This is a genomic window from Pseudomonas sp. DSP3-2-3, assembly GCF_049898225.1.
In the GTDB taxonomy this organism is placed as follows: domain Bacteria; phylum Pseudomonadota; class Gammaproteobacteria; order Pseudomonadales; family Pseudomonadaceae; genus Aquipseudomonas.
Genome location: NZ_JAFCXH010000003.1, coordinates 260,147 through 286,093, shown reverse-complemented (window position 1 = coordinate 286,093; position 25,947 = coordinate 260,147). Strand labels below are relative to the sequence as shown.

Sequence of the window (25,947 nt, the reverse complement as noted above, 5' to 3'; positions counted from 1 at the left end):
TGATAAGAGGTTCAGCGCTGTCCGGCGAGGGTGATCGACACCGATTCGGCGAAACGCAGGGCATGAGGCTTGTCGACTTCAACTTCGGCGTACAGCACCGGCTCGTGGCTCATCACCAGATCCAGCACTTCCTGGGTCAGGCGTTCGAGCAAGGCAAAGCGATTGCCTTCGACGTGCTGAATGATGGCTTTGGTGATGGTGCGGTAGTTCAGGGCATGACCGATGTCGTTGTCGCGCACGGCTTCCTGCGCGGCATACAGAATCGTCAGGTTGATCAGCACATCCTGTTTATTGACGATTTCATCTTCGTTGATGCCGATGAAGGTGCGCAGGCACAGGTCCTTGACTCGAATGCGCGCGGTGCCTGGTTCAAGTCTTGCCATCAGTTTCTGCTCCGTCCGATCAATTGCAGGAATTCCAGACGGGTCGTGCTCGAATCACGGAATGCGCCGAGCATCACCGAGGTGTTCATGGTCGAGTTCTGCTTCTCGACGCCGCGCATCATCATGCACATGTGCCTGGCTTCGATGACCACTGCCACGCCAGCGGCGTTGGTGACTTCCTGAATCGCGTCGGCGATCTGGCGGGTCAGGTTCTCCTGGATCTGCAGGCGCCGGGCGAACATGTCCACCAGGCGAGCGATCTTGGACAGCCCCAGCACTTTGCCGGTCGGGATGTAGGCGACGTGCGCCTTGCCGATGAAGGGCAACAGATGGTGTTCGCACAGCGAGTAAAGCTCGATGTCCTGGACGATGACCATTTCGTCGTTGTCGGAGGCAAACAGCGCACCGTTGACGATTTCCTCGACGCTCTGCGCGTAGCCATGACACAGGTATTGCATCGCCTTGGCGGCACGTTTCGGGGTATCCAGCAGACCTTCGCGGTCAGGGTTTTCGCCCAGGCCGACGAGAATCTCGCGGTAGTGCTGTGGCAGGGATGAACTCATCAAAAGGATCCTCGGGGCAGCTTACTTGACGTGCCGTCCGCCGTTTACGGTAAGGGTTGTGCCGGTGACATACGGGTTATCCAGCAGGTAACGCAGGCTTCGGTAAATCACCTCGGGACCGGGCTCGATGCCCATGGCCGATTTTGCCAGGGCTTTGGCGCGATAGACCGAATCGTCATGAGGTTGAAACATCAACAGGGCCGGGGCGATGCCATTGACCTTGATCCGCGGCGCGAACCTGGCGGCGAAGGATAAGGTCAGGCTGTCGAGTCCTGCTTTGCTGGCGCAATAAGCGATGTGTTTGCTGCTCCCTTTGCGGGTCACGTCATCGCTGATATGGATAATGTCTGCGACCTCGCAGCGATGCAACAACTGCTCGCAATGCAGGTTGATCAGGTAGGGCGCGAGCATATGGACGTTGAACATGCGGGTAAAGACCGCTGCCTCGTCGCCCGGCGTTTCTGCCAACCACTCTGAAGCGTTGTGGACGATGGCCCGCAGGCTGTCAGTCTGGCTTTTGAGTGCGGCGATGAATTGCAGGACGCCCGCTTCGGATGAAAAATCGCCATGAAGCGCAATAGCACCTGCCGCGCGCAGCTGTTCGACCTCGGGACGCTCGCTGCGGTAGCTGATGATCACCGACTGGCCGTCCGCCAGCAGGCGTTGCGCGCAGTGCAGCCCGACGCGCTGACTGGCGCCAGTGATCAGGATCGGGGCAGGAGACAAAGCCATGAGCGCTCGCACGTCGGAATCATTGGGTGTCGGCCGTTGCTGGCCGCTAGCTGCTGCAAAGTTATACCAATGGCTACTCTTGTACAACTGCGTCCATTCAGGCTCGCGCCGGTCACCTGTCTATAACGCTAGGGGAAGAGAGGTTGCAGCGCGGGACGTTACGGGGAAGGGCGATAAAACTTACGCAAAACCTGTACATCGTCGATGATGCTTGTACATATTGTGGCGTTGGGCTCACCGCGAGTGAGCCGATTCCGTGGGCGTCCGGGGTGCCGGAGTGCTGTTCAGCCACGACGACAGCAAATACGTCGACAGCGGGATAAACCAGAACACCATCAGCGGCGTCAGCAGCAAGGTGCTGATTAACACGCGTGGCAGCAGTTGCAGCTCATTGAGCAGCGGGCTGAGCACGAAATTGAACAGCAGCGAGACCGGAAAAAACGCCAGCCAGATCGCCACGGCCTGTTTCCAGCGCGGTGGGCGTTGGCCCACTGTGCCGAACCAGCCGTCGATCCCGCTGACCCGATGTTCCGAAGGTTGCGCAAAAAGACCGCTGCCGCGCACCAACCAGGAGCTTCGCGAGGCGGAATGCTCCCAGGCGTGCATGGTTTGCGCATTGGCGAAGCGGAAAATAATCTGGAATTCGTTATCGTCTGGCGGAGGCGCGAGGACACCCGAACCCAGGTAACCGGGAAAGTCGGTGGCCAGTTGTTCGCCTTCATGCAGCCAGGTCATGAGTTCCTGGTAGCGGCCATGGGCCACGCGACGAGCAACCATCAAGGTGACGGGGGTGGTAGACATTGTGTATCTCCGATAAACGAGTGAGATTCCCGGATAGGGAAGTCACATGACAGAGCGCCGGGATAGTGGGCTGCGTCAGCTTGGCGTTTTAGCAAGCAAGGATTATTCCTGAAATTCATGAATAAGCCATAGGGTTTCGTCTACATCAGTGCGAGTCGCAGGGTGTTTTAGCGAAAGACCGGTCCACAGGGGTACAATGCGCCCCACTGTTTCCATGCGATCCCTGTCATGACTGAATCCCTCACTGGCCGCCGCGATTCAAGCGGCCTCAAGCAAGATCTGAAGCAGGAAGAATTGTTCCCGATCCGTGAAGTGTCGCGCATGACCGGCATCAATCCGGTCACGTTGCGCGCGTGGGAGCGGCGCTACGGCCTGATTCAGCCGACCCGCACCGAGAGTGGTCATCGCCTGTATTCCCAGGCGGATATCGATGAGGTGCGCAGCATTCTGGGCTGGATCGAACGCGGCGTGGCGGTGAGCAAGGTCAGCAAGATCCTCGCCAAGACCCAGGCCGCGCGCATTCAGGCGGTGGCACCCGAGAGCGATATTGCGCTGGGCGAATGGGGCGAATGGCAGGCGCAAGTGCGACAGGCCGCCGGCTCTTTCGATGAGCGCCGCCTGGAACAACTCTACGGCCAGGTGTTTTCCAGCTATCCGATGACCGTGGTATTCCAGGACATCCTGCTGCCGGTCTGGCGTGAATTGTTGCTGCATCACGACCGTTTCGGCCAAGTCAGCGAATGGCTGTTTCTGGACAGCTTCCTGCGTGCCCGGACCTTGCAGCGCCAGCAGTTATCGAGCGGCTTGACCGATAGAAAGGTCCTGCTCGCGGGCGTGCCGGGGCAGTGTCGGGAGCTGGAACTGTGGGTTGCGGGATTATTGCTGGGCAGTCCTGACTTCGATATTCAGGTCCTGGCGCTGGGCCAGCCGCTGGAGGAACTGACGCTGGTATGCGGCAAGGTCCGTCCGCTGGCTGTCGTGCTATTCAGCAATCACCCGCCGACCCTTGATTTGCCGCGCCGACTCAAACGTCTGGCGTTGGCACTCGACTGCCCGCTGGTGCTGGCTGGAGAAGGCGCCGATCTGGCACAGGAAAGTCTTGATGGATCGCCGGTCGCGTGCATCGGCAGCGAAGGCAGTTTCATGCAGCGGCGCTTGCGGCAGTTTATCGAGGGGCATCTGGATACGTGATTGCGTGCGGGAGAGGAGTTGCGGCAGCGATCAACGATGCATGGTTGGATAAACGCGCTGGTGTTCCTGAAGAATGTACTGGCGCAGCCGTTCGGTTTCTTCCTTGTTGCGCTGGCTCAGACGATACGCCGCAAGCCCTGACTCGGTGAGGCGCTCGAAAGTCCCACGAAGTGAAATCGGCTCATGTCCGACAGGCACGAACCAGGCGGAGAAGTTTTTCGGCGGCTTGGTCGACCGGCGATTTTCCAGCAGCACGCCTTTGAACGAAACCTCATGAACCCATAACGACGTCGGAGTACCTTTTTCGGTCTCCAGCGGCATGGGCTCCTGCAGCGTCAGGCGCCACGGACGAATTCGCGGCCCTTCTTCGAAAATACTCGGCGCGCCCAGTTCAAGGTGCAGCGCGTGAAATTCGTCCTCCACCAGATGCAGCGGGAACGTCATCTGCTGGTTGGCGAATTGCGCCTGGATCGTCACCTGCTCATGAGCTGCCAGACGGGTGAGCAAATCCTGGATGTGTATCCCACCGTTCACCGTCAAGCTGCGTGTCGCATCGCGCACGTTCAGTTTGGGGTTGTGCTGCATGTTCTGGATAAATTCCAGCTCAGCCTGGGTGAGAAGGGTGTCGTGGGACATTACAGGGCTCGAAAAAACCGGTTATTGGGAAAGCAGACCATTAATTCCACATTATGTTGCATTTGGGTGTTTTTTTAACGCGGCGATCTCCTCTTTGGCAATAGCCAATTCAATTTCCAGTTCAACCACCCGCTGTTGGGCCTCCACCTGTTTGGTGACGTTTTTCTGAATGCCGATGAAATAAGTCAGCTGATCGGCCTCATTGAGCACCGGCGTTATCGACAATTCGTTCCAGAATGGCGTGCCGTCCTTTCGATAGTTACGCAGAATCTGGCGGCACGGCTGGCCGCTGTGGACCGCTTCGCGAATCGCTTTCAGCGCCGGCTGTTGCCGATCGTCGCCCTGCAGGAAGCGGCAATCCTGATAAAGGATGTCGTCCACCGGATAGCCGGTCAGCATTTCGAATGCCTTGTTCGCATAGATCAGAATATTGTCTTCACCTTCCTGCTCGGCGACGACAATGCCATCATTGGAAGCGTCCACCACCAGTTGCAGCAGTTTTGCATTGATCATGAAGAGAGTTCCGAAGCCGGGAGCAGAGACAGCATTCTAGGTCATGGGCTGGCTTGAGGCATAATGTCCGACGTTTTTCCGCTGATACAGGATGATTCATGAAAGTCGCCATTGTTTCCGGTTCTGTCTATGGATCGGCTGAAGAAGTCGCTCGACATGCCGGGAAAATCCTTCGCGACGCCGGTCTCGAAGTCTTGCAGGACCCGCGCGTGACCTTCGAAGGCTTGCAATCCTTCGCCCCGCAAGCTCTGTTGTTCGTGACGTCGACCACCGGCATGGGTGAACTGCCCGACAACATCCAGCCGGTCTACTCGCAGATCCGCGATGTTCTGCCGGCCGCCTGGCGCGGTTTGCCCGGCGGTGTCATTGGATTGGGCGATGCCAGTTACGGCGATACCTTCTGTGGCGGCGGCGAGCAGATCCGCGAGTTGTTCGCGGAACTGGGCGTCATCGAAGTCCAGGAGATGCTGCGCCTGGATGCCAGTGAAAGCGTCACGCCCGAGACCGACGCCGAGCCATGGCTCGCGCGGTTTGTCGAATTGTTGAAAAGCTGATTCAGGCGAATCAAGCGCGACTCGTTGGAGATTCTATGTCTGGGGGCAACCGCCAGGCGCCGCAGAGGTATTGTCTGAACCGACGCCTTCCCGGCTAAAGCCGGTCCCACTGGATCGCGCTGATTGTGTGGGACCGGATTTATCCGGGAAGACGGCATTCCAGTAGGCGCAAATACAGCGGCTGTACGTCCTATCGTGAATGTTGCGTAGATCCGTTGGAGGCTTGCCCGCGAAGAACAATAACGCGGTGGTGCTGATGCACCGAGGCGCCACATTCGCGGGCAAGCCTCGCCAACGGTTCGGTGTAGCTGCGCGACGAGCATCTCTGGCGCCGAATTGGCCTTTTAAGCCGTCAGAATGGCCGCCAGGTCCCCGACGGTTTTGCAGGGTGTGGCTAAACTTTGCATCCAGAGCACACTGAATGCCGAGGAGCCGCCGTGAACCCTACCCAAGTTCTGCACACCCCCGATGCGCCGCTGAATGTAAAAGATCAGGTCAGCCCTGCCGAATGGCAAACCCGCGTCGATCTCGCCGCCTGCTACCGTCTGGTCGCGCTGCATGGCTGGGACGATCTGATTTTTACCCACATCTCGGCCAAGGTGCCGGGCACCGAGGATTTCCTGATCAATCCCTACGGTTTGATGTTCCACGAGATCACGGCATCGAATCTGGTCAAGATCGATCAGGCCGGCAACAAGCTGATGGCCAGCCCCTACGAGATCAACCCCGCAGGCTTCACCATTCACAGCGCGATCCATGAGGTTCGCCATGACGTCGCTTGCGTGCTGCACACGCACACCGCTGCGGGCGTGGCGGTGTCGGCGCAGCAGCAGGGGATTTTGCCGATCAGTCAGCAATCGCTGTTTGTCCTGTCGAGCCTCTCTTACCATCCGTACGAAGGCGTTGCCCTCAATCATGAGGAAAAAGCCCGCCTGCAGTTCGATCTGGGCGAAACGAATTTTCTGATGCTGCAAAACCATGGTCTGTTGACCTGTTCGGCGAGCATCGCTGATACCTTCCTGATGATGTTCATCTTCCAGCGCGCCTGCGAAATCCAGGTCATGGCCCAAGGCGGCGGAGCGCAGTTGATTACCATCGACGGGCAGATTCTCGCGGGAGCGAAAGCCATGGTGGCCGGCGTGACCAGAAGCGCCCAGGGCATGGGCGGAGCGCTTGCCTGGCCAGCTTTGCTACGCAAGCTCGACCTGACCGATTCAGGTTACAAGCAATAATGCCGCTGACCGAGATACCGCTGCGTATCTGGCGCACCCGTGGACAGACGTTTGACTTCAAGGGCCATGCCATTCGTTATTGGACGGCGGGCGAGGGTGAGCCTTTGTTACTGATTCACGGTTTCCCGACCGCCAGCTGGGACTGGCATTTCCTTTGGCAACCCTTGGCGACGCGGTATCGGTTGATTGCCTGCGACATGCTCGGTTTCGGCGATTCAGCCAAACCGCCGCGCCACCTGTACAGCCTCATCCAGCAAGCTGAGCTGCAACAAGCCTTGTTGCAGCACCTGGATGAGACTCGGCCGATTCACGTTTTGGCCCATGATTACGGCGACAGCGTTGCCCAGGAACTGTTGGCGCGTCACCACGAGGGGCGCTTTGCGATGGCGAGCTGCGTATTCCTCAATGGCGGCCTGTTTCCGGAAACACATCGCAAGGTATTGGCGCAAAAACTGTTGCTGAGCCCGGCTGGCTGGATGTTCAGCAGATTGTTCAATCGTGGCCATCTGGACCAGAATTTCAGCAGGATCTTCGGCCCGGATACCGCCCCCAGTGAAAGTGAACTGGACGATCTGTGGAGCCTGATTAAGGCCAACAAAGGTGGGCGAATCCTGCATCGGCTGATTCGTTATATCCCGGAGCGTGTCGAGCAACGTGAGCGCTGGGTCGGGGCCATGCAGACGGAGGGCGTGCGGTTACGCGTGATTGATGGGGCGGTCGATCCTATTTCAGGCGCGCATATGGTCGAGCGCTACCGACAATTGATCCCCGACGCCGATACCGTGCTGCTGGAGGGTATCGGTCACTACCCGCAACTGGAAGCGCCATCGCTGGTGCTTCGCCACTATCTGGCGTTCCGGGCTGCCATCGAGAACGAAGGGGCGGAGACGACCCCAAACGAAGCGAATCCAGCTGCATTATCGAGCACTATTCAGCGAGGATTGGTTTGATTGTGACTGGAAGTCGGGTGGCCGACACTGATGCGAGCGCGTCGCTGCCGACCTTACCTGGAGCTAGTCATGAGTGAACCTGTCCATTTCGACGACAAAGTTGTGATTGTCACCGGTGCTGGCGGCGGATTGGGGCGCGCTCATGCGTTGCTGTTTGCCCGCCATGGCGCTCGCGTGGTGGTCAACGATCTTGGCGGTTCCGCCAGCGGGGAAGGTGCCAACGCCTCGGCGGCAGATCGAGTGGTCAGCGAGATTCGTGAAGCAGGCGGCACGGCGGTGGCTAATCATGATTCGGTCACCGATGGCGACAAGATCGTGCAGAACGCTCTGGACGCTTTCGGCCGCATTGACGTAGTAGTGAATAACGCCGGAATTCTGCGGGATAAATCCTTTGTCAAAATGGAAGACGCCGACTGGAATCTGGTTTATCGCGTGCACGTTGAGGGGGCTTACAAAGTGACGCATGCGGCCTGGCCGCACTTGCGCGAGCAGAACTATGGCCGCGTGATATTTACCTCATCGACTTCCGGTATCTACGGCAACTTCGGTCAGTCCAATTACGGTATGGCCAAGTTGGGACTTTATGGCCTGACACGCACCTTGGCTCTGGAAGGTCGCAAGAACAACATCCTGGTCAATGCCATTGCCCCAACCGGTGGCACGCGAATGACCGAAGGGCTCATCCCGCCCAATGTTTTCGAGTTGCTGAAGCCTGAACTGATCAGCCCTTTAGTTGTGTATCTGGGCAGCGAACAATGCCAGGACAGCGCCGGTTTATTCGAAGTGGGTGGCGGCTGGATCGGCAAAGTCCGCTGGGAGCGAAGCCTAGGAGCAGGCTTCGATCCTCATACAGGGTTCAGCCCGGAAGATGTCGCCGCACAATGGCAAACCATCAGCGATTTCAGCGACGCAGTGCATCCTCGGGATAACGTCGAAGCGCTGAAAGAAATGATGGCGAACCTGCAGAAGTATATGGGGTGAATCAAGTTGTCTGATTGCGCAGCTAACCGGCCGATAAATAGATTGATAATTAGGACGCTTCGCTGCTTGGCGTAAGAATATTCTATATACCAAGTAGTACCTGTCTGAATTTCGCCGGTCGGGTGTTCTGCCTATAAAGTCGCCCAGCCAGTTCCCGATATGTTCGATGAACACCTCATTCGACATAAAAGGAACAGCGCCATGGGAATGGTTGATCGTTATGCAAATATGCCGCCGGTCATTATCAAGCCAAGACTGGAGGACCCAACAATTAAACAAGCCAGTGCCAATACCAGTCGTATCTTGCTGGAGATCGGCGAGAATCCTGTTGCGCTCAATACCCTGTCAATGGAGCAAAACAAGCTTCGGCCATTGTTCAAAGACTTCGATGCAGAAAAGGTCAGCCCTGAAGAGTTGGGAAACTTTGGCAAACAGCTCCTGGCTTTCGGTCTGGTCGATAATCTGACTGCGGACCTGATGGGCCGCGCAGCGCTGGAGTTTGACAAAGACGGTAAAATCACACACCCGGATGTCAAAATAAATGCCCTGGAATTCTTCGCCAAACGTATCGATGAAATGCAGACCAAAATATTGATCGGAGACAAATATTCAAAGTTGCTGTTGCCGGACTACATCAAGACGGTTCATGTCATGAAAAATCTTCAGGTGTTTGCATCCACAGGGGATACCTATGGGACGATGGCCCTGAACAAACGTATAAAAAATGGAGACAAGATCAAGGAGGAACTCCTGCCAGCCAAGCTGAAATCGAAGGTGTGATGGCTTAAGGCCATAGTTTGGCGAGGGGCAAAAAAAAGCCGCTGTATTAACAGCGGCTAAACAAGACGTAGATCCAGGAGCTATAAAATCAACGTCGATACACTCTCAAGTCCGGTACGTCAGAGACGGCAACGTGCCAGCGCAAATCGATGGGATAAACAAGGCAAGTTAATTGAGCGGCCTGCTTAAAGTCCGGCAAGAATAGAGTGTTTAATTGCATTAGAAAACAGTGGTTTGCGACATTAACTGTTGCATGCACGGCAACAGTCGCAGCAGGGGCTCAGTGTATGGCTTTGCTCGACGGCAACTGGCTCAAGCGTTCGATGAGCCTGAGGCGCTGAAGTGGATCGTCGCTCAAGAGCAGGGCGTGTTCCAGATCAAATCGCTCGGCCTGTGGACATTCCAGGGCGTGGTACAGACCGGCCCGGATCAAATGGTCCCCAGTGGTTGCCTGGCCCAGTTCCACCACGCGGTCAGCATCTTTCAACGAGGCCAGCAGGTCATCGTTCAGTTGGTGCAGGTGCCGAAGATTGCGCGAAAGCCGTTGCAGCATGCTCAAGTCCGTGGCGCGAATCATGTGCGCCGAGCGAAGTTGCATGTCTGGCCCGAACTGGCGAACCAGCAATTCCCGGCAGTCTTGCGGGTAGAGCCGCCGTCCGCCACAAGGGTCGAGCAAATGGTCGGCGCCCGGAACCCGCAGCAGAAAGTGACCGGGGAAATTTACCCCCTCAAGTTTGATGTCCAGCCGTCTGGCGATTTCCAGGGCAATCAGCGCCAGGGCCAACGGCTGCCCGCGACGACGCAGCACCACTTTGTGCAACAGCGCCGATTCAGGTTTCGGTGGGTTCCAGTCGTCCTGGGCAAACCCCATCGCATTGAGTTGGCGCAACAAGGGTTGGGCCAGTTCGCAAGTCGGTAGCGAGGGCAGGGCGTTGTTCACCTGACGCTGCAATTGATCCATCTCTGCGCGCAGGTGCAGGGGAAGAAACTGCGGGTCATGTTCGGCCGAAACCCACAACGCAGCCTCGAACACATCACAAGGGCTTTGTTGCAGGCTAGACAGGCAATGCTGGCGTGGCGTCATCGACCCCTCCGCCCGAATCCGGGCAACTGGAATGTTGGCAGCGATGACTTGTTTTAGCCCCCGTCGCAGATTTCGTCCAGTGCCGAATGTACGTGCGGATGTGTTTTATCGGCATGCACCAGCGGTCAATCATTTTTCCCAGCAGCGCCTATAATCGCCTTAGAAAAAAAGTATTCCGGGAGCACTGCCGATGTTCGCTCTCATGCACAGTTCACGCATCGAATCACTGCATCTGGTCGTCGATCCCGAAACCGGCCTGAAGGCAGTGATCGCTATCGACAATTGCCAGCGCGGTCCTGCCTTGGGTGGATGTCGTTATCTTGCTTATCCAGATGAAAATAGCGCCATCGAGGATGCCATCCGTCTGGCTAGAAACATGAGCTACAAAGCGGTGCTCGCCGGTCTGCCGCAAGGTGGCGGCAAGGCGGTCATCATGCGTCCCGCGCATGTTCCTGATCGCGCCGCATTGTTCGAGGCTTTCGGACGCTTCATCGAGAGCCTTGACGGGCGCTACATCACCGCAGTGGACAGCGGAACCTCCAGCGCCGATATGGACTGCATTGCGCAACACACCCAGCACGTGACCAGCACCACCGAAGCCGGCGATCCTTCGGCGCATACCGCCATGGGCGTGTTTGCCGGGATTCGGACCACGGCCATGGCGCGTCTGGGCAGCGACAATCTGGAAGGGCTGCGCGTCGCTATCCAGGGCTTGGGGCATGTGGGTTACGCCCTGGCTGAACAACTTCATGCGGCCGGTGCCGATTTGCTGGTCAGCGATCTGGACAGCGGGCGCGTGCAGCTCGCCATGGAACAGTTCGGCGCCCATCCGATTGCCTGCGAAGCGCTGCTCAGCACGCCTTGTGACATCCTCGCGCCGTGCGGGCTGGGCGCGGTGCTCAACAGCAAGAGTGTTGCGCAGCTACGTTGCGCGGCGGTGGCGGGCGGGGCCAATAATCAATTGACCAGCCTGCAGGTCGCCGACCAGCTGGAGAATCGCGGCATTCTGTATGCCCCGGATTATGTGATCAATTCTGGCGGACTTATCTACGTCGCCCTGCAACATCGTGGGGAAACCCTCTCCACCATCACTGCCCACCTTGCCAAGATCGGACAACGATTGACTGAGGTCTACGCCCACGCACAAGCGGAAAAGCGCTCACCCGCGCGGGTCGCTGACATGCTGGCGGAGCACCTCTTGAACGTCGGCCCACGCCTTACCCGGTGATTGCCGACGCCTGAAAACCTCGCCGCCACAAGTGGTGAGTTTTTCGTATGGCACGCGTATCCCGCGTGTAAGGAGAAAACAATGCCCAACACCAGGCTCAATGTTGCGTATACCCGTTACCTTGCCCCGGATGGCCGTCTGACCGTCGAACTGCCGCCCTGGGCCGACGACTTCAATCTCCTGACCCGTCTCTACCGACAAATGGTCCTGACCCGGCTTTTCGACCAGAAAGCCGTCGCGCTGCAACGCACCGGGCGCATCGGCACCTATGCGCCGACCCTCGGCCAGGAAGCCATTGGCGTTGCCATCGGCAGCCTGATGCATCCTGAAGATGTGCTGATCCCGTATTACCGTGACACCGCCGTGCAGCTTATGCGCGGGGTGCGCATGGAAGAAATCCTCCTGTACTGGGGCGGTGACGAGCGCGGCAGCAACTTTGCCGAGCCGGCCGTCGCTGAGGATTTCCCGCTGTGCGTGCCGATTGCCACTCAGGCGCTGCATGCCTGCGGTGTCGCCAGCGCGTTCAAGATTCGCGGCGAGCATCGGGTCGCGGTGACGACCTGCGGCGACGGTGCGACCAGCAAGGGCGATTTTCTCGAAGCACTGAACGTGGCCGGCGCCTGGCAGCTGCCGGTGGTGTTCGTCATCAACAACAATCAATGGGCCATCTCCGTACCTCGGCGCATGCAATGCGGCGCGCCGACGCTGGCGCAGAAAGCCATTGGTGCCGGCTTCCATGGCGAGCAAGTCGACGGTAACGACATTCTCGCGGTCTACGATCGCATGCAGATTGCTCTGGAACGGGCGCGCAAAGGCAAAGGGCCGGTGCTGCTGGAATGCCTGAGCTATCGGCTCGGCGATCACACCACGGCGGATGACGCCACGCGTTACCGGGCGGCCGAAGAAGTGAAACAGGCCTGGCTGGAAGAGCCGATCAAACGCCTGCAATCGTTCATGGCCAGTCAGGGGATTTGGGACGAAGGCCGCGAACAGGCGCTCATCACGGAATGCCAGGCGCTGGTGCAGCGGGCGGTTGATGCGTTCGACGCAGCCGGTATTCAGCCGCCGGAATCGGTCATTGATCACGTCTACGCCAAATGGCCAGCGGCACTCGCCGAGCAGCGTGAATGGTTCCTTGAGCGGGCCGCACGCCGCGCCGGAGGTGAGCATCATGACCAGTGAAAAAGTCAGCCTGCTGGAAGCGGTGAACCTCGCCCTGCATCGGGCCATGGCCGAAGACGAGAACGTCGTGGTGCTGGGTGAAGACGTCGGCGTCAATGGCGGAGTATTTCGCGCCACTCAAGGCCTGCGCGACAGTTTTGGTTTCAAGCGGGTAATCGATTCGCCGCTGGCGGAAACCATGCTCGGCGGACTGGTCATCGGCATGGCGGCACAGGGTTTGAAACCGGTGGTGGAAATCCAGTTCATGGGCTTTATCTACGCCGCCATGGAGCACCTGGTTTCCCACGCCAGCCGCATGCGTAACCGGACACGCGGAAGGCTGAGTTGCCCGATGGTCATGCGCTCGCCCATGGGCGCCGGCATTCGCGCGCCAGAGCATCACAGCGAAAGCACCGAAGCCTTGTTCGCCCACATTCCCGGTTTGCGCGTGGTCATCCCGTCCTCGCCAGCGCGGGCTTACGGTTTGCTGCTGGCAGCCATCGACGATCCTGATCCGGTGATTTTCCTGGAGCCGACCCGGCTGTATCGCATGAACCCGCAACCGCTGCTCGACGACGGCAAGCGCCTGCCGCTGGACACCTGTTTCACCCTGCGCGAAGGCAGCGATATCACCTTGATCAGTTGGGGGGCGAGCGTCCACGAAACCTTGCAGGCTGCCGCAGCATTGAGTGAACAAGGCATCTCGGCGGAAGTGATCGATGTGGCCTGCGTCAAGCCGCTGGATCTGGACACCCTGGAAGCATCGGTGCGCAAGACCGGGCGCTGCGTCATTGTGCATGAAGCGCCGCGGTCCTGCGGCGTAGGTGCGGAGATCGCTGCCAGTCTTTACGAACGGGTCTTGCTGGATTTGCAGGCACCCATTGCCCGCGTCACGGCGCCGGATATTCCGCCGCCGCTGTATCGACTGGAGCAGCTGTACATTCCTGGCGTCGAAGACATTCTTCACGCCTGCGATCAAGTGCTCAACTTCGCCTGACGGCCCGGATTCAGGAGACTTGCGATGAAATATTTCAAACTGCCCGATCTGGGCGAAGGCTTGCAGGAAGCGGAAATCGTCGAATGGCATGTCAAGGCGGGCGATACGGTCAAGGCCGATCAACTGATGGTTTCAGTGGAAACCGCCAAGGCTATTGTCGATATTCCTGCTCCCTATGACGGCGTGGTCGCCAAGGTCTACGGCGGCGATGGCGACATCCTGCATGTGGGCGAACCCTTGATGGCATTCGAAGGCGAAGGCGATGCGGGAACCGTGGTCGGACGCCTCGAAGGCGGCGGCAGCCAGGATGACCAGTTCTTCGTCGGCGCCGCGCCTTCCACCCGCGAGCATCTGGCCGCCAGGGCGACACCGGCGGTCCGGCAACTGGCGCGGCAATTGGGCGTGGACATCGGCGCGTTGAGCGGTTCGGGCAATGACGGCCTGATCACCCGTGCCGATGTCGAGGGCGCAGCGCAGGCTGATCGCGACCGTTTTGGCGGCGAAAAACTGCGCGGGGTCAGACGCAGCATGGCGCTGAACATGGCCAGGTCCCACGCGGAAGTCGTGCCGGTGACGATCTATGGCGATGCCGATCTGCACCGCTGGTCGCAAGCCCGCGACCCATTGATCAGGCTCGGCAAAGCCATGGCTGCCGCGTGCAAAGTCGAGCCAGTACTCAACAGCTGGTTTGATGGCAAATCTCTGTCCATCAAGCAGCATCAACAGCTTGATCTGGGCATTGCCGTGGACACGCCGGACGGCTTGTTCGTGCCGGTTCTGCGCGATGTGGGCAATCGCGAATCCGCCGATCTCAAAGAAGGCATGAGCCGGCTGCGGGCGGATGTCCAGGCGCGGTCGATCCCACCGAAGGAAATGATGGGCGCGACGATTACGCTGTCCAATTTCGGCACCTTGTTCGGACGCTACGCCAGCCCGGTTGTGGTCCCGCCACAAGTCGCAATTATTGGTGCGGGGGCGATTCGCGATGAGCCGGTAGCAGTCAACGGCGAAGTGCTGGTACACCCGATTTTGCCGCTGTCACTGACTTTCGATCACCGGGCGGTTACCGGTGGCGAAGCGGCGCGGTTCTTCCGGGCGTTGGTGGATGAGCTGGAGAAAGCTGACTGAGCATAGTCACGCGACAAACACCGGCCTCCAACGGATCTACGCAACATTCGCGATAGGACGTACAGCCGATACATTTGCGTCTACTGGAATGCCGTCTTCCCGGATAAATCCGGTCCCACAAAATCAGCGCGATTCAGTGGGACCGGATTTATCCGGGAAGGCGTCGGTTCAGACAATACGTCTGCGGCGCCTGGCGGTTACCCCCAAACATAGAATCTCCAACGGATCTACCTGGACCGGGCCTACTCTGCACCTGGGCCGTTGAGCAACTCATTCAACGCATCCGGTTGGCTCTTGAATGCACGGGCAAAAATATCGCGATTCTTCGCCATATAAATACCCGCTTCTTCTACCTGCGCTTCGCTCAGGGAAGGCACTGCCTTGTTCAACACTGCTGCCAGCAACTCAGCGAGTTCGAGCATTTTGTCATGACGATCAGCTTCGGCTTTATCCATGAACAAACGCTCCAGATCTCGGCTGCTGCGGTATACCACTTCGACGGCCATTCACCACCTCACATGCCTTCACGATAGTTGTCTTCAACGACTACTGTATTTTTATACAGTGCCTAGCATAGGCGATTTTTTCCGCGCTGGATAGTGGCCTTCATGCATCTTTTTCAATCCTGGATGTGCCTTGCGACAACCCGCCACGCTCTCAACCATAGCTAATGGCCTCGTTCCTGCTTGGTATTCAGGCAAATCAAAGTGTCACGCGCGCGCAGCATCATTCAATCTGGAAGTGCTGTTTAATTTTTGTACAGGATGTGTTGGATATGTCAGAACTGAAATGGGCTGAAAAGCTGCGCAAGAACCTGCACGACCAGGCCGACTCGCTCGGCAATCTGTGTGTCGAAGCCTTTCACTATCTGGCGCTGTTCGGGATTGGCGCGATCACGGCCTACGCGGCGGTGACAACCTTTATCGGCATGCTGGAGAAAGGCAGCATCAGCGTCGACGATATCCTGTTGCTGTTTATCTACCTTGAGCTGGGTGCCATGACGGGCATTTATTTCAAGACCAATCACATGCCGATCCGCTTCCTGCTCTATGTGGCGATCACTGCCCTGACCCGGCTCTTGATCGGCGACGTATCGCATCACAACGCGCCTGACCTGGGGATCATTTATTTGTGTGGCGGGATATTGCTGCTGGCGTTTTCGATCCTGGTGGTTCGATACGCGTCGTCGAAATACCCATCGGTCAAGGACAAGGCCGAAAACTGACAGAGGTAATCGTCGGGAAGGTATTCAGGCCCGCTGAACATGCTCAGTGACAGGGCCTGAATCCGGCATCAGGTGGGTGTGGAGATATTGCGCAACATCACGACCGTGATGACACGCCATTAAACGCTTACCGCCAATCTCGGGCGATCGCGCAACCAGTTGCTGCGGATCGGTGGCGGGGCCAGTTGTTTGACGTCGCCGTCGGTCATGGCCGCGAGGATCTTGATGGCGCTGTGTCCTTGTTCGATCGCAATGCCGAATTGCACGCTCTCGATCAAACGCCGCAAGCGCTTGGGATCGTTGCGCTGTGCGGCGCTGATCAAGCGTTTGGCGACAACGCCGGATTCGTTGGACAGGGTCAGCATGATGCTGCCGTCGAGCCCTTGAATGCTCAGGTTCACCCGATAATCAGGGTGGAACGCGTCAGTGATCTGTTGAAAAGGGTTGTCCATTATCGGCTACCTGCTTTATGGGGCTGCATAAATTGACTGGGCTTTTGGCACTTTAGTTCTCGGCTGAAGTGGGTTGATCGGAAATTTCCTACGCTTGCTGTTAGGGCTGAAAACTGGCATCTTCCGCGTTAATGATAATTTTTCGTGTTTGAGAAGTATTGACACATGCACGACTTCTCCGCAGCTGATCGCGACCTGATCAGCCGCCAGCGGCAAATCTCCGAACTCTACGCCGACCATCACAGCTGGTTGCACGGCTGGCTGCGTAAAAAACTCGGTTGCTCGCAGCGTGCTGCCGATCTGGCCCATGACGCATTCATTCGGGTGCTGACCTTGGCTGAGCCGCAAAACCTCAAGGAGCCTCGCGCCTTCCTGACGACCACGGCCACGCGGTTGATGATCGACGCGGGACGGCGGCGCAAGATCGAGCGCGCTTACCTTGATGCTTTGGCGCTGCATGCCGATGAAGCCTCTATTCCAAGTCCGGAAGCCATTCACGCCGCCCTGCAGATTCTGGAAAAGATCGCCCAGATGCTGGAGGGTTTACCGGCCAAGCCGCGTCAGGCATTTTTGCTCAATCGCCTGGACGGCCTGACCTACAGCGAAATCGCCACGGTGTTAGATGTCTCCAGCAGCATGGTCAAGCAGTACATGGCCAGCGTGCTGGTGCATTGTTACAAAGCACTGCATGGTTCGGGCCACCTGGCATGAGCACCGAGTATGAACCGACCGAAGCGATGATCGGCCAGGCCGCGAGTTGGCTGGCGTTGCTGCACGACGATGGGGTCACTGCGGCTGATCGCCAGGCCTTCAATGCCTGGCGTCATGAAGATCCGCGACACTTCCTGGCGGTGGCGCGCATGCAATCCTTGTGGGGCAGCTTCGAGCAGTTGCCGACGGCTCCGGCACGGATGGCTTTGGACCAGGCTTTCGCGCGTTCACCGAGCAAGTCTTCCCGGCGCTATCTGCAAACAATTGCTTTGTGCGGCAGCCTGGCGCTGGCCTGGTTCAGCCTCGATCAGGCACCCATCTGGATGGCCGATCAGCGCACCCACGTTGGCGAACGACGCGAGATCGCCCTGGCTGACGGCAGCCATTTGCAGCTCAATAGCGACTCCGCGATAGACGTCGAATTCGACGAGCGGCGGCGGGTGATCGACTTGCATCGCGGTGAGGTGTGGGTCGAGGTCGCCAAGGATCCGCAACGACCGTTCGTGGTGCGCACCGATCAAGGCACCATTACAGCGCTGGGCACGCGGTTTCTGGTGCGTAGTGGGGCGGATGGCGCGGTTCAGGTCAGCGTGCTGGAATCCGCCATCGCCGCCAACGCCAACAGTTCCGTGGCGGTCCGGGTCAGCGCCGGTCAGCAGGCGACGCTCAAGGATGGTCTGGTGCAGACGCCGCAATCGATCGGCAGTGAAGATCCTGCGGCCTGGACGCGTGGTCTGCTCAAGGTCGATGACCAACCGCTTGCGCAGGTACTGGAAGCACTGGGGAGCTATCGACATGGGCTGTTGCAATTCGATGCGACGGCCCTGCAAGGGATGCGCGTGTCCGGCGTATTTCAGCTGGATGATACCGATGCTGCTTTGGCGACGCTGGCCGACAACTTGCCGATCAAGGTCGAGCACTTCACTGATTTGCTGGTCTGGGTCAAGCCGGCCGAGTAAGCGGGGCTTGAGGGGAACAGGGCACAACGAAAGAGGGCGGGGTCGTTTTGGCGACCCCGCCCTTCTTTATAGTGTTGCGGAATGGTTCAGCTAACGGTTCGGATCATCCCAGCAGGGCGGTGTCTTTAGCCTGCTCTTTTTCCAGAAATTCTTCTTGCAGCAGGGCGTCCGGGTTTACCGACTCCTGTTCTGCGTCATTGATCACGGGAGCGCCCGGACGTTTGGTACGCAGTTTGCCAAAAAGATGTTCAAGGGCGTGGTCGAGTTTTACAGCTGCGCCATCTACGGCCTGATCCAGCGTATCGGCCTTGTGGGTAACAGAAATAGGTTGATGACCTTTTGGTCGGGCTTCCATCTGGCAGCGCATGTCGTGCGGGCCGGGCTTGTCACCGTTTTCATCACGGATGTGAACTTCGATCCGAGTCAGATCTTCGTCATAGCGTTCGAGCGTGCTTTCAACGGTGGTACGTACCCACTCCTCCAGTCGAATACTGCTTTCGATGTGGTTATCGCAATTGACCTGGATTTGCATAGTTCTTCCCTTATAAGGCTTGCTCGTATGAGATCGGACGATACGACCGGTTAACTGGTTCATTTCGTCTGCGCTCATTCACAGTGTTGGCGCCGATGCAGGAACAATTCAACCCATTGAGAAAGAAATATTTCGCTGCAAAAAAATAATCGTCAGCTTTTGAATGTAAATCGCTCTCATTCGCTGTCTGTTTTTCCCGCATGTCCGTCATGGCTATGGAAAACCAAATTTCACAGTGAAGGATCGTTCATGTCACGCCCTGTTAATTCGTTGCATCCCCTGGCGCTTGCCGTGTTGCTGGCGTGTGCCATAACGCCTTTGCACGCTGCCGATTCCGCCGCTGGCCAGCCCGCCAGCGCGGCGCGCAGCTTCGCTATCCCGGCCGGTGATTTAAGCCAGGCGCTCAATGCCCTGGCCGAGCAGGCCAATCTGGTATTGGCATTCGACCCGGCCTTGACCCGAGGCAAGCGCAGCAACGGCTTGCAAGGCGCGTTCGGCACTGACGAAGCTCTCGCCAAATTGCTCGCGGGTAGCGGTTTGCGCGTAACGACTCTTTCGACCAATCGCTATCGAATCGAAGCTGCACCAGCTGCCGCCGAAAGCACCCTGGAGCTGCAAGCCACGGCCATCAACGGTGCGTACCAGAACGAAAGCCCGACCGGCCCGGTTTCCGGTTATGTGGCCACGCGCAGCCGGGTCGGGACCAAGACCGATTCGGCGTTGATCGAAACCCCGCAATCGATTTCCGTGGTCACCAAGGACCAGATGCGTGCGCAGGGTGCGCAGAGCCTCAATCAGATCCTGCGCTACACCGCTGCGGTGGTGCCGGAAACCCGTGGCTCTACCGCTTCGCGACTCGATCAGCTGACCATTCGCGGCTTTTCCCCGGCGACTTACCTCGATGGCCTGCGCATGCCAGGCAGCCGTGATGCGTCGCCGCAGAAGGACTCTTTCGATCTGGAACGCGTGGAAGTGCTGCGCGGTCCATCGTCGGTGCTGTATGGCCAGGCCAGTCCGAGTGGCGTGGTGAACATGGTCAGCAAGTTGCCGACGGAAACGCCGTTCCATGAAATCGGCCTGACCTACGGCACGTTCGACAAGAAGCGTACGACCTTTGATTTTGGCGGCCCGATTGACGATCAAGGCGTGTACTCCTATCGCCTTTCCGGTTTATACGACGATGCCGATGGGCAGCTCGAACACACCGAAACCCGTCGCCAATCCATCGCCTCGGCATTCACTTGGCGACCCAATGAAGACACTTCGCTGACGCTGCTGGCCAATTACCAGGCCGATCCCAAGGGCGCGTCCTACGGGTCGATCCCGGCCTATGGCTCGGTGTTGCACAGCCCGACCGGCCGAGACATCGACGTGGATTTTTATGACGGCGAGAAGAACTTCGAGAAGAGCGACCGCAAGTATTACGCGGTCGGTTACCTGTTCGAACATCATCTGAACGATGTCTGGACCTTGCGCCAGAACGCCCGTTATCTGCGCAGCGAAGGCATTTATCAAAGTATCTATAACGGCAGCGACGCCTTGCAGCCGGACTACCGCACCATGGGCCGCTACACCATCGGCAGCGATGTGAATCTGGATTCCTACACGCTGGATAACCAGGCCCAGGCCAAGTTCGACACCGGTCCTTTGCAACACACCGTGCTGTTCGGTGCTGACTACCAGAACACCAGCACCGATACCAAATCCGGCAACGGCAATGGCCCGTCGCTGGACCTGTTCGATCCGGTTTACGGGCGTCCTGTAACGCCCATCACGTACAGCACCGACGCCACGGCGCGCAGCCAGCAGAAAGGCCTGTATTTGCAGGAACAGCTGAAGTGGGACAAATGGGTGTTGCTGGCGGGTGGTCGTTACGACTGGGCGGACAGCACCAACAGTTCGCAGCGCCTGACCACTGGCGTGAAAAGCAAAAGTTCGACCGACAGCGAGGCGTTCACCGGCCGCCTGGGCCTGGTTTATCTGTTCGATAACGGTCTGGCGCCGTACATCAGCTATTCCGAATCCTTCGAGCCGCAATCGGGCACCGGTTTTGGCAATACGCCGTTTGACCCGACCGAGGGCAAGCAATATGAACTGGGGATCAAATATCAGCCGCCGGGCAGCAACAGTTTCATCACGGCGGCGATCTTCGACTTGCGGCGCAGCAATGTGCTGACCCAAGACCCGATCCCGACCAATCTGTGCAATGGCGCCCGTTGCCAGGTGCAGACTGGTGAGGTGCAATCCCGTGGTTTTGAACTCGAAGGCAAGGCAAGCCTGAGCGATAACCTGGATATCACTGCGGCTTATGCGTATCTGGATAATCAGGTCAGCAAATCCAACAGCACGGTGCGCGTGTCACCGGGCATTGTCGGCGTGGCCAATGGTCCAGCGCTGACGGCAGAAGGCACCACGCCGCCAGGCATTCCGAAACACACGGCGTCGGCGTGGGTCGATTACACCTTCCGTGACGGTCAGCTCAAAGGCGCGGGTGTCGGTGGCGGCGCGCGTTATGTCGGGTCGAGCTGGGGCGATGAAGCCAACTCGCTGAAAGTGCCGGGCTACACGCTATTCGATGCTGCAGCGCATTACGACATCCCGAACATCAACAGCCCGATGGATAACCTGCGCCTGGCACTGAACGTCACCAACCTGGCCAACAAGGAATACGTCGCCTCCTGCTATTACTATTCCTGGTGCTGGTATGGCTCGCAACGCACCGTGCAGGCGAGTGCTACGTATCGGTGGTGATTGTGCGCAGATACCAAGCTCGCTCCCACAGATCTGCATAAAACTGTGGGAGCGAGCTTGCTCGCGAATCGTTTGAACAGCGCGTGACGGTCAGAACGCCACGGAGGTTTGCAGGTAAAGCGTACGCGGTTCGCCAACGTATTTGCCTTTGTTGTTGTCGTCGAACGAGCGGGTGAAGTATTCGTGGTTGAGGAGGTTTTTCACCCCGACGGCGACGTTCAGGTCATTGAGTTGCGGACCAAAATCGTAGCCGGCGCGGGTGCTGAACAGCATGTAGCCGGGAATCTTGCCGGTACTGCCATCGACGCTTTCCGCCGAGGTGTTGGCATTGTCGGCGAACTGATCGCTCTGATACGAACTGTCCAGGTTCAGCTTCCACGGCCCCTCGGTATACGCCACGCCCAAGGTGCCTTTATGTTTGGACGAGAAGGGCACGCGGTTGCCCTTGTTCGGGCCGTCTTCGCGGATGCTGGCGTCGACATACGCGTAAGTGGCGTACACATCGAAACCGGCCAGCGCCGGGCTCAAACCATTCAGCGCATAGTTGATGCTGGTCTCGATGCCCTGATGACGGGTTTCGCCACGAGCAATCACCGTGTCGTTGGTCTGGTTGCTTTCATACTGATTGTCGAAGTTGATCAGGAACGCGCCGATCTCGGCGCGCAAGTTGCCGTTGTCATAGCGAGTACCGAGCTCCCAGGTGCGGGCTTTTTCCGGTTTCACTTCGCCACCGGCCACCCGGTTCGGCATCTGGCTGTACTGCACGCTGCCGAATGAACCTTCGGTATTGGCGTACAGATTCCAGCTGTCGGTGAGGTGATACAGCACGTTCAGTGCAGGCAGCGCGGTGTTGTAATCGCCCTGGTATTTGACGTTGGTGAGGTTGTTGGTTTGCGCTGAATCGATCATCTCGTAGCGAATGCCAGGGGTGAACGTCCACTTGCCGATATCAATACGGTCGTCGATGTAAATCGCGTGGGCCTCGGTCGCGCCGCGCGTATCCCGGTCGTTACGGCTGGCGGTGCTGGGCAGCTCGTTGGATGTGGTTGGCGTGCGGTAGCGCAACTCGTGGCCAGCTTCGTTGATATAGCGATAGCCGACGCCGACTTCGTTCCAGCTTTCACCCAGCGCAAAACCTTGGGAGAAGCGGGTTTCCAGGCCGCGCACCCAGTATTCGCGTGGCGAGAGGGAAACGAATGAACCCTGATCCAGATATCCGCTGCGCAAGGTCTTGGTGAAGAAGGTATTGGCGGTGAACACCCGCGCGTCCTGCTCGTAGCGATAGCCGAAATTGACCAGCGTGCGGCGGCCCCAGAACTTGTCCTTGGGGCGCGTCGATTGATACGGATCAGCCTTGTAATCGGCAACGTTGAGCCCGCCAGGCATGTCCGCTTCGCCTTCGTAGTACTGCGCCATGGCGTTGAGGCTGTTGGCGTCGTCGATCTGGTATTTGCCTTTGAGAATCAGGTCGTCGATCTGCGTGTCGCTGTGTTCACGCCAGTCGCCGCCGCGCACCCCGGAATACAGAATCGCGCCACCCAGGCCGTTGTCGGCGGTGCCGCCCGCCAGCAAGTTGCCGGTGGTCTTGAAGCCGTCGTGGCTGGACGACGGGCTGGTTTCAGTCTGGAAGCCGCCTTTGACCATGGGCGCATCGGGAATCGCGCGGGTCACGAAGTTGACGATTCCGCCGACGTTCTGCGGGCCATACCTTACGGCGCCGCCGCCACGCACCACGTCCACAGCATCCATGTTGCCCATGCTGATCGGCGCGAACGACAACTGCGGCTGGCCATAGGGCGCGAAGGGCACCGGGATGCCGTCCATCAATACCGTGGAGCGCGAGGCCAGGCGCGGATTGAGCCCGCGAATGCCGAAGTTCAGCGCCATGTCATGGCTGCCGGTGCCGTTGTTTTCCGGGGCGTTGACGCCGGGAATACGGTTGAGAACCTCGCGCGCAGTGCTGGCCCCGGAGCGTTCGATTTCTTCGCGCCGGATCACATCCCGCGCGCCGGGGTGCTCGAAGACATTGATCTGCTGCGCCTCGCCGAGCCAGTCGCCGACCACGGTCGACGCTTCCAGCTCGACCGGTGCATTGCCTTGCGCAGCGCTGACCGGTTGCAAGGTGAAACCATCCTGGCCATCGACCCGCGCCTGCAAGCCAGTGCCTTCGAGCAATACGGCCAGGCCTTGTTCCGGCGTGTATTGGCCTTCCAGACCGCGACTCTGCAAGCCGTTGGTGATCTGCGAGCCAAAGGAAATCAGCACGCCCGCTTCACGACCGAACTGATTCAGCGCGGTTTCCAGCGCGCTCGGCGCGATGTGATAAGGCTTGCTGGCAACTTCCGCCGCCTGCACCAGCGGCACAGCGCTCAGCGACAATCCAGCGCCGAACAGGATGTGACGCAGCGAACGGGCGAGGGGAGAAACAAGGCTGGGGCGGGCTGACATGCAGGAGTCCTTTGGCGAGACGATTAAGGTGCTTTTCCTGTTTGTCACGCGAGGTGGGCAAAACAGCTCACTGAGTTTGAAAAAAATCTGCAGCCGGTTGGAGATTCTATGTCTGGGGGCAACCGCAAGGCGCCGCAGACGTATTGTCTGAACCGACGCCTTCCCGGCTAAAGCCGGTCCCACTGGATGACCGTATTCCACCTGTGGGAGCTAGCTTGCTAGCGAAGGCGATATTTCAGGCGCCGAAGATGTGTCGGGTTTGCCGACCTTTTCGCGAGCAAGCTCGCTCCCACAAAAGTTGTCTCCTACGTTGATCGTGTGTGCTAAACCCGCGCCTCGACGGTTACCCAATACCGGGTAAAGCGCCTGACCCGAACCGGCAGGGCGACTTCCAGCAAATCCAGAATGCGTTCGCTGTCGGCCAGCGGGTAACTGCCGGAAATCAGCAGGTCGGCGACTTTGGCGTCGCAATTCAGATGGCCGCGTCGATAGCGGCTCAGTTCGGCGAGAAAGTCCTGCAAACGCATGTGCGCGGCGACCAGCATGCCGTCGGCCCAGGCGCCGCTGCTGGCGTCCAGAGGGCGGATCGCATCCCACGAGTTGTGGCCGAAGCTGACTTGCTGCGCCGCCTGCAACTGCAAGCCCGGTCCCGGAAAGTTGTCGGGCTTGAGCTGCACGGCGCCGCTGAATACGGCGATTTGGGTGCGATTGTCCAGTTGCCGCACGTCGAAGCGACTGCCCGCCAGGTTCGGCTGAATGCTGCCCTCGGCGGTGGTCAGTAGCAGCGGGCGCGGGTCGGCAGCGGCGGTGAGCAAGATCTCGCCTTGCAGCAGTTTGATCAGGCGTTGCCCGGGGTCAAAACGCACATCCACGGCGCTGGCGCTGTTCAAGTGCAATTGGCTGCCGTCGCTGAGTACAATTTTGCGGCGCTGGCCAACGCCATTGTGGAAATCCGCCAGCAACGGTTGCAGCACCGCCTGCTCGCGCAAACCCCAGCCAGCGGCAGAACCGGCGCCCAACAGCAGCAGCTTCAAGGCCTGACGCCGCCCGTTGGATTTCGGCGCATTGATCGCGGCGTGGGCCAGTGGCGAAGACACCCCGCTCAAACGCTGGTTGACCCGCTGGATATGCGCCCACGCGCGCTGATGTTCGGGATTGCTGTTCAGCCACGTTTGCCAGGCTTGCTGGCGGCGCGGTGCGAGGCTGCCGCTCTGCATTTCGATCAGCCAGCTCACCGCCTGCTCGGCGATTGCCGGAGAAATATCGGATTTGTTCAGGGATTCTGCGTTCTGGGTCATAGAGCGAAATAGCAGCGCAGGGCGGCCTTGTGCAGATGGCGTTTGACCGTGGCGATGGAAATGCCCAGTTGCGCGGCGATTTCCCCGTGGCTCAGACCGTCGATCTGCGCCAACAGAAAGGCGCGCTTGACCAATGTCGGCAAACCATCAAGCAATTGATCCAGCTCCAGCAGCGTTTCGAGAATGATCGCCCGCTCTTCCTCGGAAGGCGCGACACATTCCGGCATTTCCAGCAGCGTCTGGTAATAAGCGCGCTCCAGATCCTGGCGCCGGTAGTGATTGCACAACACGCGCTTGGCAATCGTGGTCAGGAATGCGCGCGGCTCGATGATCTGCGCCGTATCACGGGCCATCAGCACTTTGACGAAGGTGTCCTGCGCCAGATCCGCCGCGCTGTGCGGGCAGCCGAGTCGGCGCCGCAACCAGGTCGTCAGCCAGTTGTGATGGGCGTTATACAGGCCTTCGACGGTGTGATTGGGCGCGTAGTGGGCGATGGGCATGAGCGACTGCGGTCCGCGATGAATCAATAATTGCGCAGATTCTGTCAGACTCTTTTGCATATGAGAATATTTATCATTAATATTGCGATCTGCTCGTACAGCTGTTCGTGGCTCTTCCTATATCTGGCTACGAACCGTCGCACTCGATGATCCCGAA

At 58.6% G+C, this 25,947-nt stretch carries 27 protein-coding genes; 14 read left to right on the top strand and 13 right to left on the bottom strand.

The window, feature by feature from the left end:
* Positions 1-11 precede the first annotated feature (11 nt).
* The 4 genes from folX to ACP7E4_RS05865 form a co-directional block, all read right to left on the bottom strand.
* Positions 12-383, bottom strand: a complete 372-nt coding sequence (gene folX / locus ACP7E4_RS05880) for a dihydroneopterin triphosphate 2'-epimerase (RefSeq protein ID WP_331151919.1) — start codon at positions 381-383, stop codon at positions 12-14.
* Positions 383-946, bottom strand: coding sequence for a GTP cyclohydrolase I FolE (gene folE, locus ACP7E4_RS05875; protein ID WP_020294432.1), 564 nt, complete (start codon positions 944-946; stop codon positions 383-385). The genes folX and folE overlap by 1 nt, the downstream gene beginning before the upstream one ends.
* A gap of 21 nt (positions 947-967) precedes the next feature.
* The gene (folM, locus tag ACP7E4_RS05870; RefSeq protein WP_426112563.1) at positions 968-1,672 is read right to left on the bottom strand and encodes a dihydromonapterin reductase; all 705 of its coding nucleotides are present in this window, start codon (positions 1,670-1,672) and stop codon (positions 968-970) included.
* A gap of 240 nt (positions 1,673-1,912) precedes the next feature.
* Positions 1,913-2,479: an antibiotic biosynthesis monooxygenase gene (locus ACP7E4_RS05865; RefSeq protein WP_426112511.1), complete on the bottom strand. Its 567-nt coding sequence runs from the start codon at positions 2,477-2,479 to the stop codon at positions 1,913-1,915.
* Between the two features lie 228 nt (positions 2,480-2,707).
* On the opposite strand from ACP7E4_RS05865, the gene ACP7E4_RS05860 reads away from it, so the two are divergent.
* On the top strand, positions 2,708-3,670 hold the full coding sequence (locus ACP7E4_RS05860) for a MerR family transcriptional regulator (RefSeq protein ID WP_426112509.1): 963 nt from the start codon (positions 2,708-2,710) through the stop codon (positions 3,668-3,670).
* A 30-nt stretch (positions 3,671-3,700) separates the two neighbouring features.
* Here the strand turns inward: ACP7E4_RS05860 and ACP7E4_RS05855 are convergent, their stop codons facing one another.
* Entirely contained in the window at positions 3,701-4,306 is a 606-nt protein-coding gene (locus ACP7E4_RS05855; RefSeq protein ID WP_426112507.1) for a hypothetical protein, read from the bottom strand.
* Between the two features lie 51 nt (positions 4,307-4,357).
* Positions 4,358-4,819, bottom strand: coding sequence for a PAS domain-containing protein (locus tag ACP7E4_RS05850; RefSeq protein WP_426112505.1), 462 nt, complete (start codon positions 4,817-4,819; stop codon positions 4,358-4,360).
* A gap of 98 nt (positions 4,820-4,917) precedes the next feature.
* Between ACP7E4_RS05850 and ACP7E4_RS05845 the strand changes: the two genes are divergently transcribed.
* The 5 genes from ACP7E4_RS05845 (at position 4,918) to ACP7E4_RS05825 (ending at position 9,316) form a co-directional block, all read left to right on the top strand.
* Entirely contained in the window at positions 4,918-5,373 is a 456-nt protein-coding gene (locus tag ACP7E4_RS05845) for a flavodoxin (protein WP_426112503.1), read from the top strand.
* A 455-nt stretch (positions 5,374-5,828) separates the two neighbouring features.
* Positions 5,829-6,605 (top strand): class II aldolase/adducin family protein, encoded by a 777-nt coding sequence (locus ACP7E4_RS05840; protein WP_426112561.1) that lies wholly within the window; start codon positions 5,829-5,831, stop codon positions 6,603-6,605.
* Positions 6,605-7,555 (top strand): alpha/beta fold hydrolase, encoded by a 951-nt coding sequence (locus ACP7E4_RS05835; protein ID WP_426112501.1) that lies wholly within the window; start codon positions 6,605-6,607, stop codon positions 7,553-7,555. Before ACP7E4_RS05840 ends, ACP7E4_RS05835 begins: the two co-directional genes overlap by 1 nt.
* Positions 7,556-7,624: 69 nt before the next feature.
* Complete coding sequence (locus ACP7E4_RS05830; protein WP_426112499.1) at positions 7,625-8,536, top strand: SDR family oxidoreductase; 912 nt, start codon at positions 7,625-7,627, stop codon at positions 8,534-8,536.
* A gap of 201 nt (positions 8,537-8,737) precedes the next feature.
* Positions 8,738-9,316 carry a hypothetical protein gene (locus ACP7E4_RS05825; RefSeq protein WP_426112497.1) on the top strand — a complete coding sequence of 193 codons (579 nt, stop codon included), beginning with the start codon at positions 8,738-8,740 and terminating at the stop codon, positions 9,314-9,316.
* 280 nt (positions 9,317-9,596) lie between these two features.
* Here ACP7E4_RS05825 and ACP7E4_RS05820 read toward each other — a convergent pair whose 3' ends face one another.
* The gene (locus tag ACP7E4_RS05820) at positions 9,597-10,400 is read right to left on the bottom strand and encodes a SirB1 family protein (protein ID WP_426112495.1); all 804 of its coding nucleotides are present in this window, start codon (positions 10,398-10,400) and stop codon (positions 9,597-9,599) included.
* Positions 10,401-10,590: 190 nt separating this feature from the next.
* Here ACP7E4_RS05820 and ACP7E4_RS05815 point away from each other — a divergent pair, with 190 nt between their 5' ends.
* From ACP7E4_RS05815 to ACP7E4_RS05800, 4 genes are all read left to right on the top strand, one after another.
* A complete protein-coding gene (locus ACP7E4_RS05815) occupies positions 10,591-11,628 on the top strand; it encodes a Glu/Leu/Phe/Val dehydrogenase dimerization domain-containing protein (RefSeq protein WP_426112493.1) in 1,038 nt (345 codons plus the stop codon).
* An 81-nt stretch (positions 11,629-11,709) separates the two neighbouring features.
* Complete coding sequence (gene pdhA, locus ACP7E4_RS05810) at positions 11,710-12,810, top strand: pyruvate dehydrogenase (acetyl-transferring) E1 component subunit alpha (RefSeq protein WP_426112491.1); 1,101 nt, start codon at positions 11,710-11,712, stop codon at positions 12,808-12,810.
* Positions 12,800-13,786 (top strand): alpha-ketoacid dehydrogenase subunit beta, encoded by a 987-nt coding sequence (locus tag ACP7E4_RS05805; protein ID WP_426112489.1) that lies wholly within the window; start codon positions 12,800-12,802, stop codon positions 13,784-13,786. The genes pdhA and ACP7E4_RS05805 overlap by 11 nt, the downstream gene beginning before the upstream one ends.
* Positions 13,787-13,810: 24 nt before the next feature.
* Positions 13,811-14,914, top strand: coding sequence for a dihydrolipoamide acetyltransferase family protein (locus ACP7E4_RS05800; RefSeq protein WP_426112487.1), 1,104 nt, complete (start codon positions 13,811-13,813; stop codon positions 14,912-14,914).
* Positions 14,915-15,156: 242 nt separating this feature from the next.
* Here the strand turns inward: ACP7E4_RS05800 and ACP7E4_RS05795 are convergent, their stop codons facing one another.
* Positions 15,157-15,420 (bottom strand): YebG family protein, encoded by a 264-nt coding sequence (locus ACP7E4_RS05795; RefSeq protein WP_331151905.1) that lies wholly within the window; start codon positions 15,418-15,420, stop codon positions 15,157-15,159.
* A gap of 269 nt (positions 15,421-15,689) precedes the next feature.
* Between ACP7E4_RS05795 and ACP7E4_RS05790 the strand changes: the two genes are divergently transcribed.
* A complete protein-coding gene (locus ACP7E4_RS05790; protein ID WP_020294415.1) occupies positions 15,690-16,139 on the top strand; it encodes a phosphate-starvation-inducible protein PsiE in 450 nt (149 codons plus the stop codon).
* A gap of 119 nt (positions 16,140-16,258) precedes the next feature.
* Here ACP7E4_RS05790 and ACP7E4_RS05785 read toward each other — a convergent pair whose 3' ends face one another.
* Positions 16,259-16,591 (bottom strand): DUF3509 domain-containing protein, encoded by a 333-nt coding sequence (locus ACP7E4_RS05785; RefSeq protein ID WP_426112484.1) that lies wholly within the window; start codon positions 16,589-16,591, stop codon positions 16,259-16,261.
* A gap of 165 nt (positions 16,592-16,756) precedes the next feature.
* Here ACP7E4_RS05785 and ACP7E4_RS05780 point away from each other — a divergent pair, with 165 nt between their 5' ends.
* Positions 16,757-17,302 carry a sigma-70 family RNA polymerase sigma factor gene (locus ACP7E4_RS05780; RefSeq protein WP_426112482.1) on the top strand — a complete coding sequence of 182 codons (546 nt, stop codon included), beginning with the start codon at positions 16,757-16,759 and terminating at the stop codon, positions 17,300-17,302.
* Entirely contained in the window at positions 17,299-18,261 is a 963-nt protein-coding gene (locus ACP7E4_RS05775; protein ID WP_426112480.1) for a FecR family protein, read from the top strand. Before ACP7E4_RS05780 ends, ACP7E4_RS05775 begins: the two co-directional genes overlap by 4 nt.
* A 103-nt stretch (positions 18,262-18,364) precedes the next feature.
* On the opposite strand, the gene ACP7E4_RS05770 is transcribed toward ACP7E4_RS05775, so the two are convergent.
* Complete coding sequence (locus ACP7E4_RS05770; RefSeq protein WP_020294411.1) at positions 18,365-18,793, bottom strand: HPF/RaiA family ribosome-associated protein; 429 nt, start codon at positions 18,791-18,793, stop codon at positions 18,365-18,367.
* Positions 18,794-19,042: 249 nt separating this feature from the next.
* Between ACP7E4_RS05770 and ACP7E4_RS05765 the strand changes: the two genes are divergently transcribed.
* Positions 19,043-21,544 carry a TonB-dependent siderophore receptor gene (locus tag ACP7E4_RS05765; RefSeq protein WP_426112478.1) on the top strand — a complete coding sequence of 834 codons (2,502 nt, stop codon included), beginning with the start codon at positions 19,043-19,045 and terminating at the stop codon, positions 21,542-21,544.
* Positions 21,545-21,634: 90 nt separating this feature from the next.
* Here ACP7E4_RS05765 and fecA read toward each other — a convergent pair whose 3' ends face one another.
* The 3 genes from fecA to ACP7E4_RS05750 form a co-directional block, all read right to left on the bottom strand.
* On the bottom strand, positions 21,635-23,992 hold the full coding sequence (gene fecA, locus ACP7E4_RS05760) for a TonB-dependent Fe(3+) dicitrate receptor FecA (RefSeq protein WP_426112476.1): 2,358 nt from the start codon (positions 23,990-23,992) through the stop codon (positions 21,635-21,637).
* A gap of 323 nt (positions 23,993-24,315) precedes the next feature.
* On the bottom strand, positions 24,316-25,290 hold the full coding sequence (locus tag ACP7E4_RS05755; RefSeq protein ID WP_426112474.1) for a FecR domain-containing protein: 975 nt from the start codon (positions 25,288-25,290) through the stop codon (positions 24,316-24,318).
* Positions 25,287-25,790: a sigma-70 family RNA polymerase sigma factor gene (locus tag ACP7E4_RS05750; protein WP_426112472.1), complete on the bottom strand. Its 504-nt coding sequence runs from the start codon at positions 25,788-25,790 to the stop codon at positions 25,287-25,289. The genes ACP7E4_RS05755 and ACP7E4_RS05750 overlap by 4 nt, the downstream gene beginning before the upstream one ends.
* Between the last annotated feature and the right edge of the window lie 157 nt (positions 25,791-25,947).

What these genes read in the sequence shown, in the direction of transcription:
- ACP7E4_RS05865 (WP_426112511.1), bottom strand. Translation starts at nt 2,479, where the DNA reads ATGTCTACCACCCCCGTCACCTTGATGGTTGCTCGTCGCGTGGCCCAT.
- ACP7E4_RS05785 (WP_426112484.1), bottom strand. Translation starts at nt 16,591, where the DNA reads ATGGACAACCCTTTTCAACAGATCACTGACGCGTTCCACCCTGATTAT.
- pdhA (WP_426112491.1), top strand. Translation starts at nt 11,710, where the DNA reads ATGCCCAACACCAGGCTCAATGTTGCGTATACCCGTTACCTTGCCCCG.
- ACP7E4_RS05765 (WP_426112478.1), top strand. Translation starts at nt 19,043, where the DNA reads ATGTCACGCCCTGTTAATTCGTTGCATCCCCTGGCGCTTGCCGTGTTG.
- ACP7E4_RS05845 (WP_426112503.1), top strand. Translation starts at nt 4,918, where the DNA reads ATGAAAGTCGCCATTGTTTCCGGTTCTGTCTATGGATCGGCTGAAGAA.
- ACP7E4_RS05770 (WP_020294411.1), bottom strand. Translation starts at nt 18,793, where the DNA reads ATGCAAATCCAGGTCAATTGCGATAACCACATCGAAAGCAGTATTCGA.
- ACP7E4_RS05780 (WP_426112482.1), top strand. Translation starts at nt 16,757, where the DNA reads ATGCACGACTTCTCCGCAGCTGATCGCGACCTGATCAGCCGCCAGCGG.
- ACP7E4_RS05750 (WP_426112472.1), bottom strand. Translation starts at nt 25,790, where the DNA reads ATGCCCATCGCCCACTACGCGCCCAATCACACCGTCGAAGGCCTGTAT.
- ACP7E4_RS05755 (WP_426112474.1), bottom strand. Translation starts at nt 25,290, where the DNA reads ATGACCCAGAACGCAGAATCCCTGAACAAATCCGATATTTCTCCGGCA.
- folX (WP_331151919.1), bottom strand. Translation starts at nt 383, where the DNA reads ATGGCAAGACTTGAACCAGGCACCGCGCGCATTCGAGTCAAGGACCTG.
- ACP7E4_RS05790 (WP_020294415.1), top strand. Translation starts at nt 15,690, where the DNA reads ATGTCAGAACTGAAATGGGCTGAAAAGCTGCGCAAGAACCTGCACGAC.
- ACP7E4_RS05855 (WP_426112507.1), bottom strand. Translation starts at nt 4,306, where the DNA reads ATGTCCCACGACACCCTTCTCACCCAGGCTGAGCTGGAATTTATCCAG.
- ACP7E4_RS05805 (WP_426112489.1), top strand. Translation starts at nt 12,800, where the DNA reads ATGACCAGTGAAAAAGTCAGCCTGCTGGAAGCGGTGAACCTCGCCCTG.
- ACP7E4_RS05815 (WP_426112493.1), top strand. Translation starts at nt 10,591, where the DNA reads ATGTTCGCTCTCATGCACAGTTCACGCATCGAATCACTGCATCTGGTC.
- ACP7E4_RS05820 (WP_426112495.1), bottom strand. Translation starts at nt 10,400, where the DNA reads ATGACGCCACGCCAGCATTGCCTGTCTAGCCTGCAACAAAGCCCTTGT.
- fecA (WP_426112476.1), bottom strand. Translation starts at nt 23,992, where the DNA reads ATGTCAGCCCGCCCCAGCCTTGTTTCTCCCCTCGCCCGTTCGCTGCGT.
- ACP7E4_RS05835 (WP_426112501.1), top strand. Translation starts at nt 6,605, where the DNA reads ATGCCGCTGACCGAGATACCGCTGCGTATCTGGCGCACCCGTGGACAG.
- folE (WP_020294432.1), bottom strand. Translation starts at nt 946, where the DNA reads ATGAGTTCATCCCTGCCACAGCACTACCGCGAGATTCTCGTCGGCCTG.
- ACP7E4_RS05800 (WP_426112487.1), top strand. Translation starts at nt 13,811, where the DNA reads ATGAAATATTTCAAACTGCCCGATCTGGGCGAAGGCTTGCAGGAAGCG.
- ACP7E4_RS05825 (WP_426112497.1), top strand. Translation starts at nt 8,738, where the DNA reads ATGGGAATGGTTGATCGTTATGCAAATATGCCGCCGGTCATTATCAAG.
- ACP7E4_RS05850 (WP_426112505.1), bottom strand. Translation starts at nt 4,819, where the DNA reads ATGATCAATGCAAAACTGCTGCAACTGGTGGTGGACGCTTCCAATGAT.
- ACP7E4_RS05830 (WP_426112499.1), top strand. Translation starts at nt 7,625, where the DNA reads ATGAGTGAACCTGTCCATTTCGACGACAAAGTTGTGATTGTCACCGGT.
- ACP7E4_RS05860 (WP_426112509.1), top strand. Translation starts at nt 2,708, where the DNA reads ATGACTGAATCCCTCACTGGCCGCCGCGATTCAAGCGGCCTCAAGCAA.
- ACP7E4_RS05795 (WP_331151905.1), bottom strand. Translation starts at nt 15,420, where the DNA reads ATGGCCGTCGAAGTGGTATACCGCAGCAGCCGAGATCTGGAGCGTTTG.
- ACP7E4_RS05775 (WP_426112480.1), top strand. Translation starts at nt 17,299, where the DNA reads ATGAGCACCGAGTATGAACCGACCGAAGCGATGATCGGCCAGGCCGCG.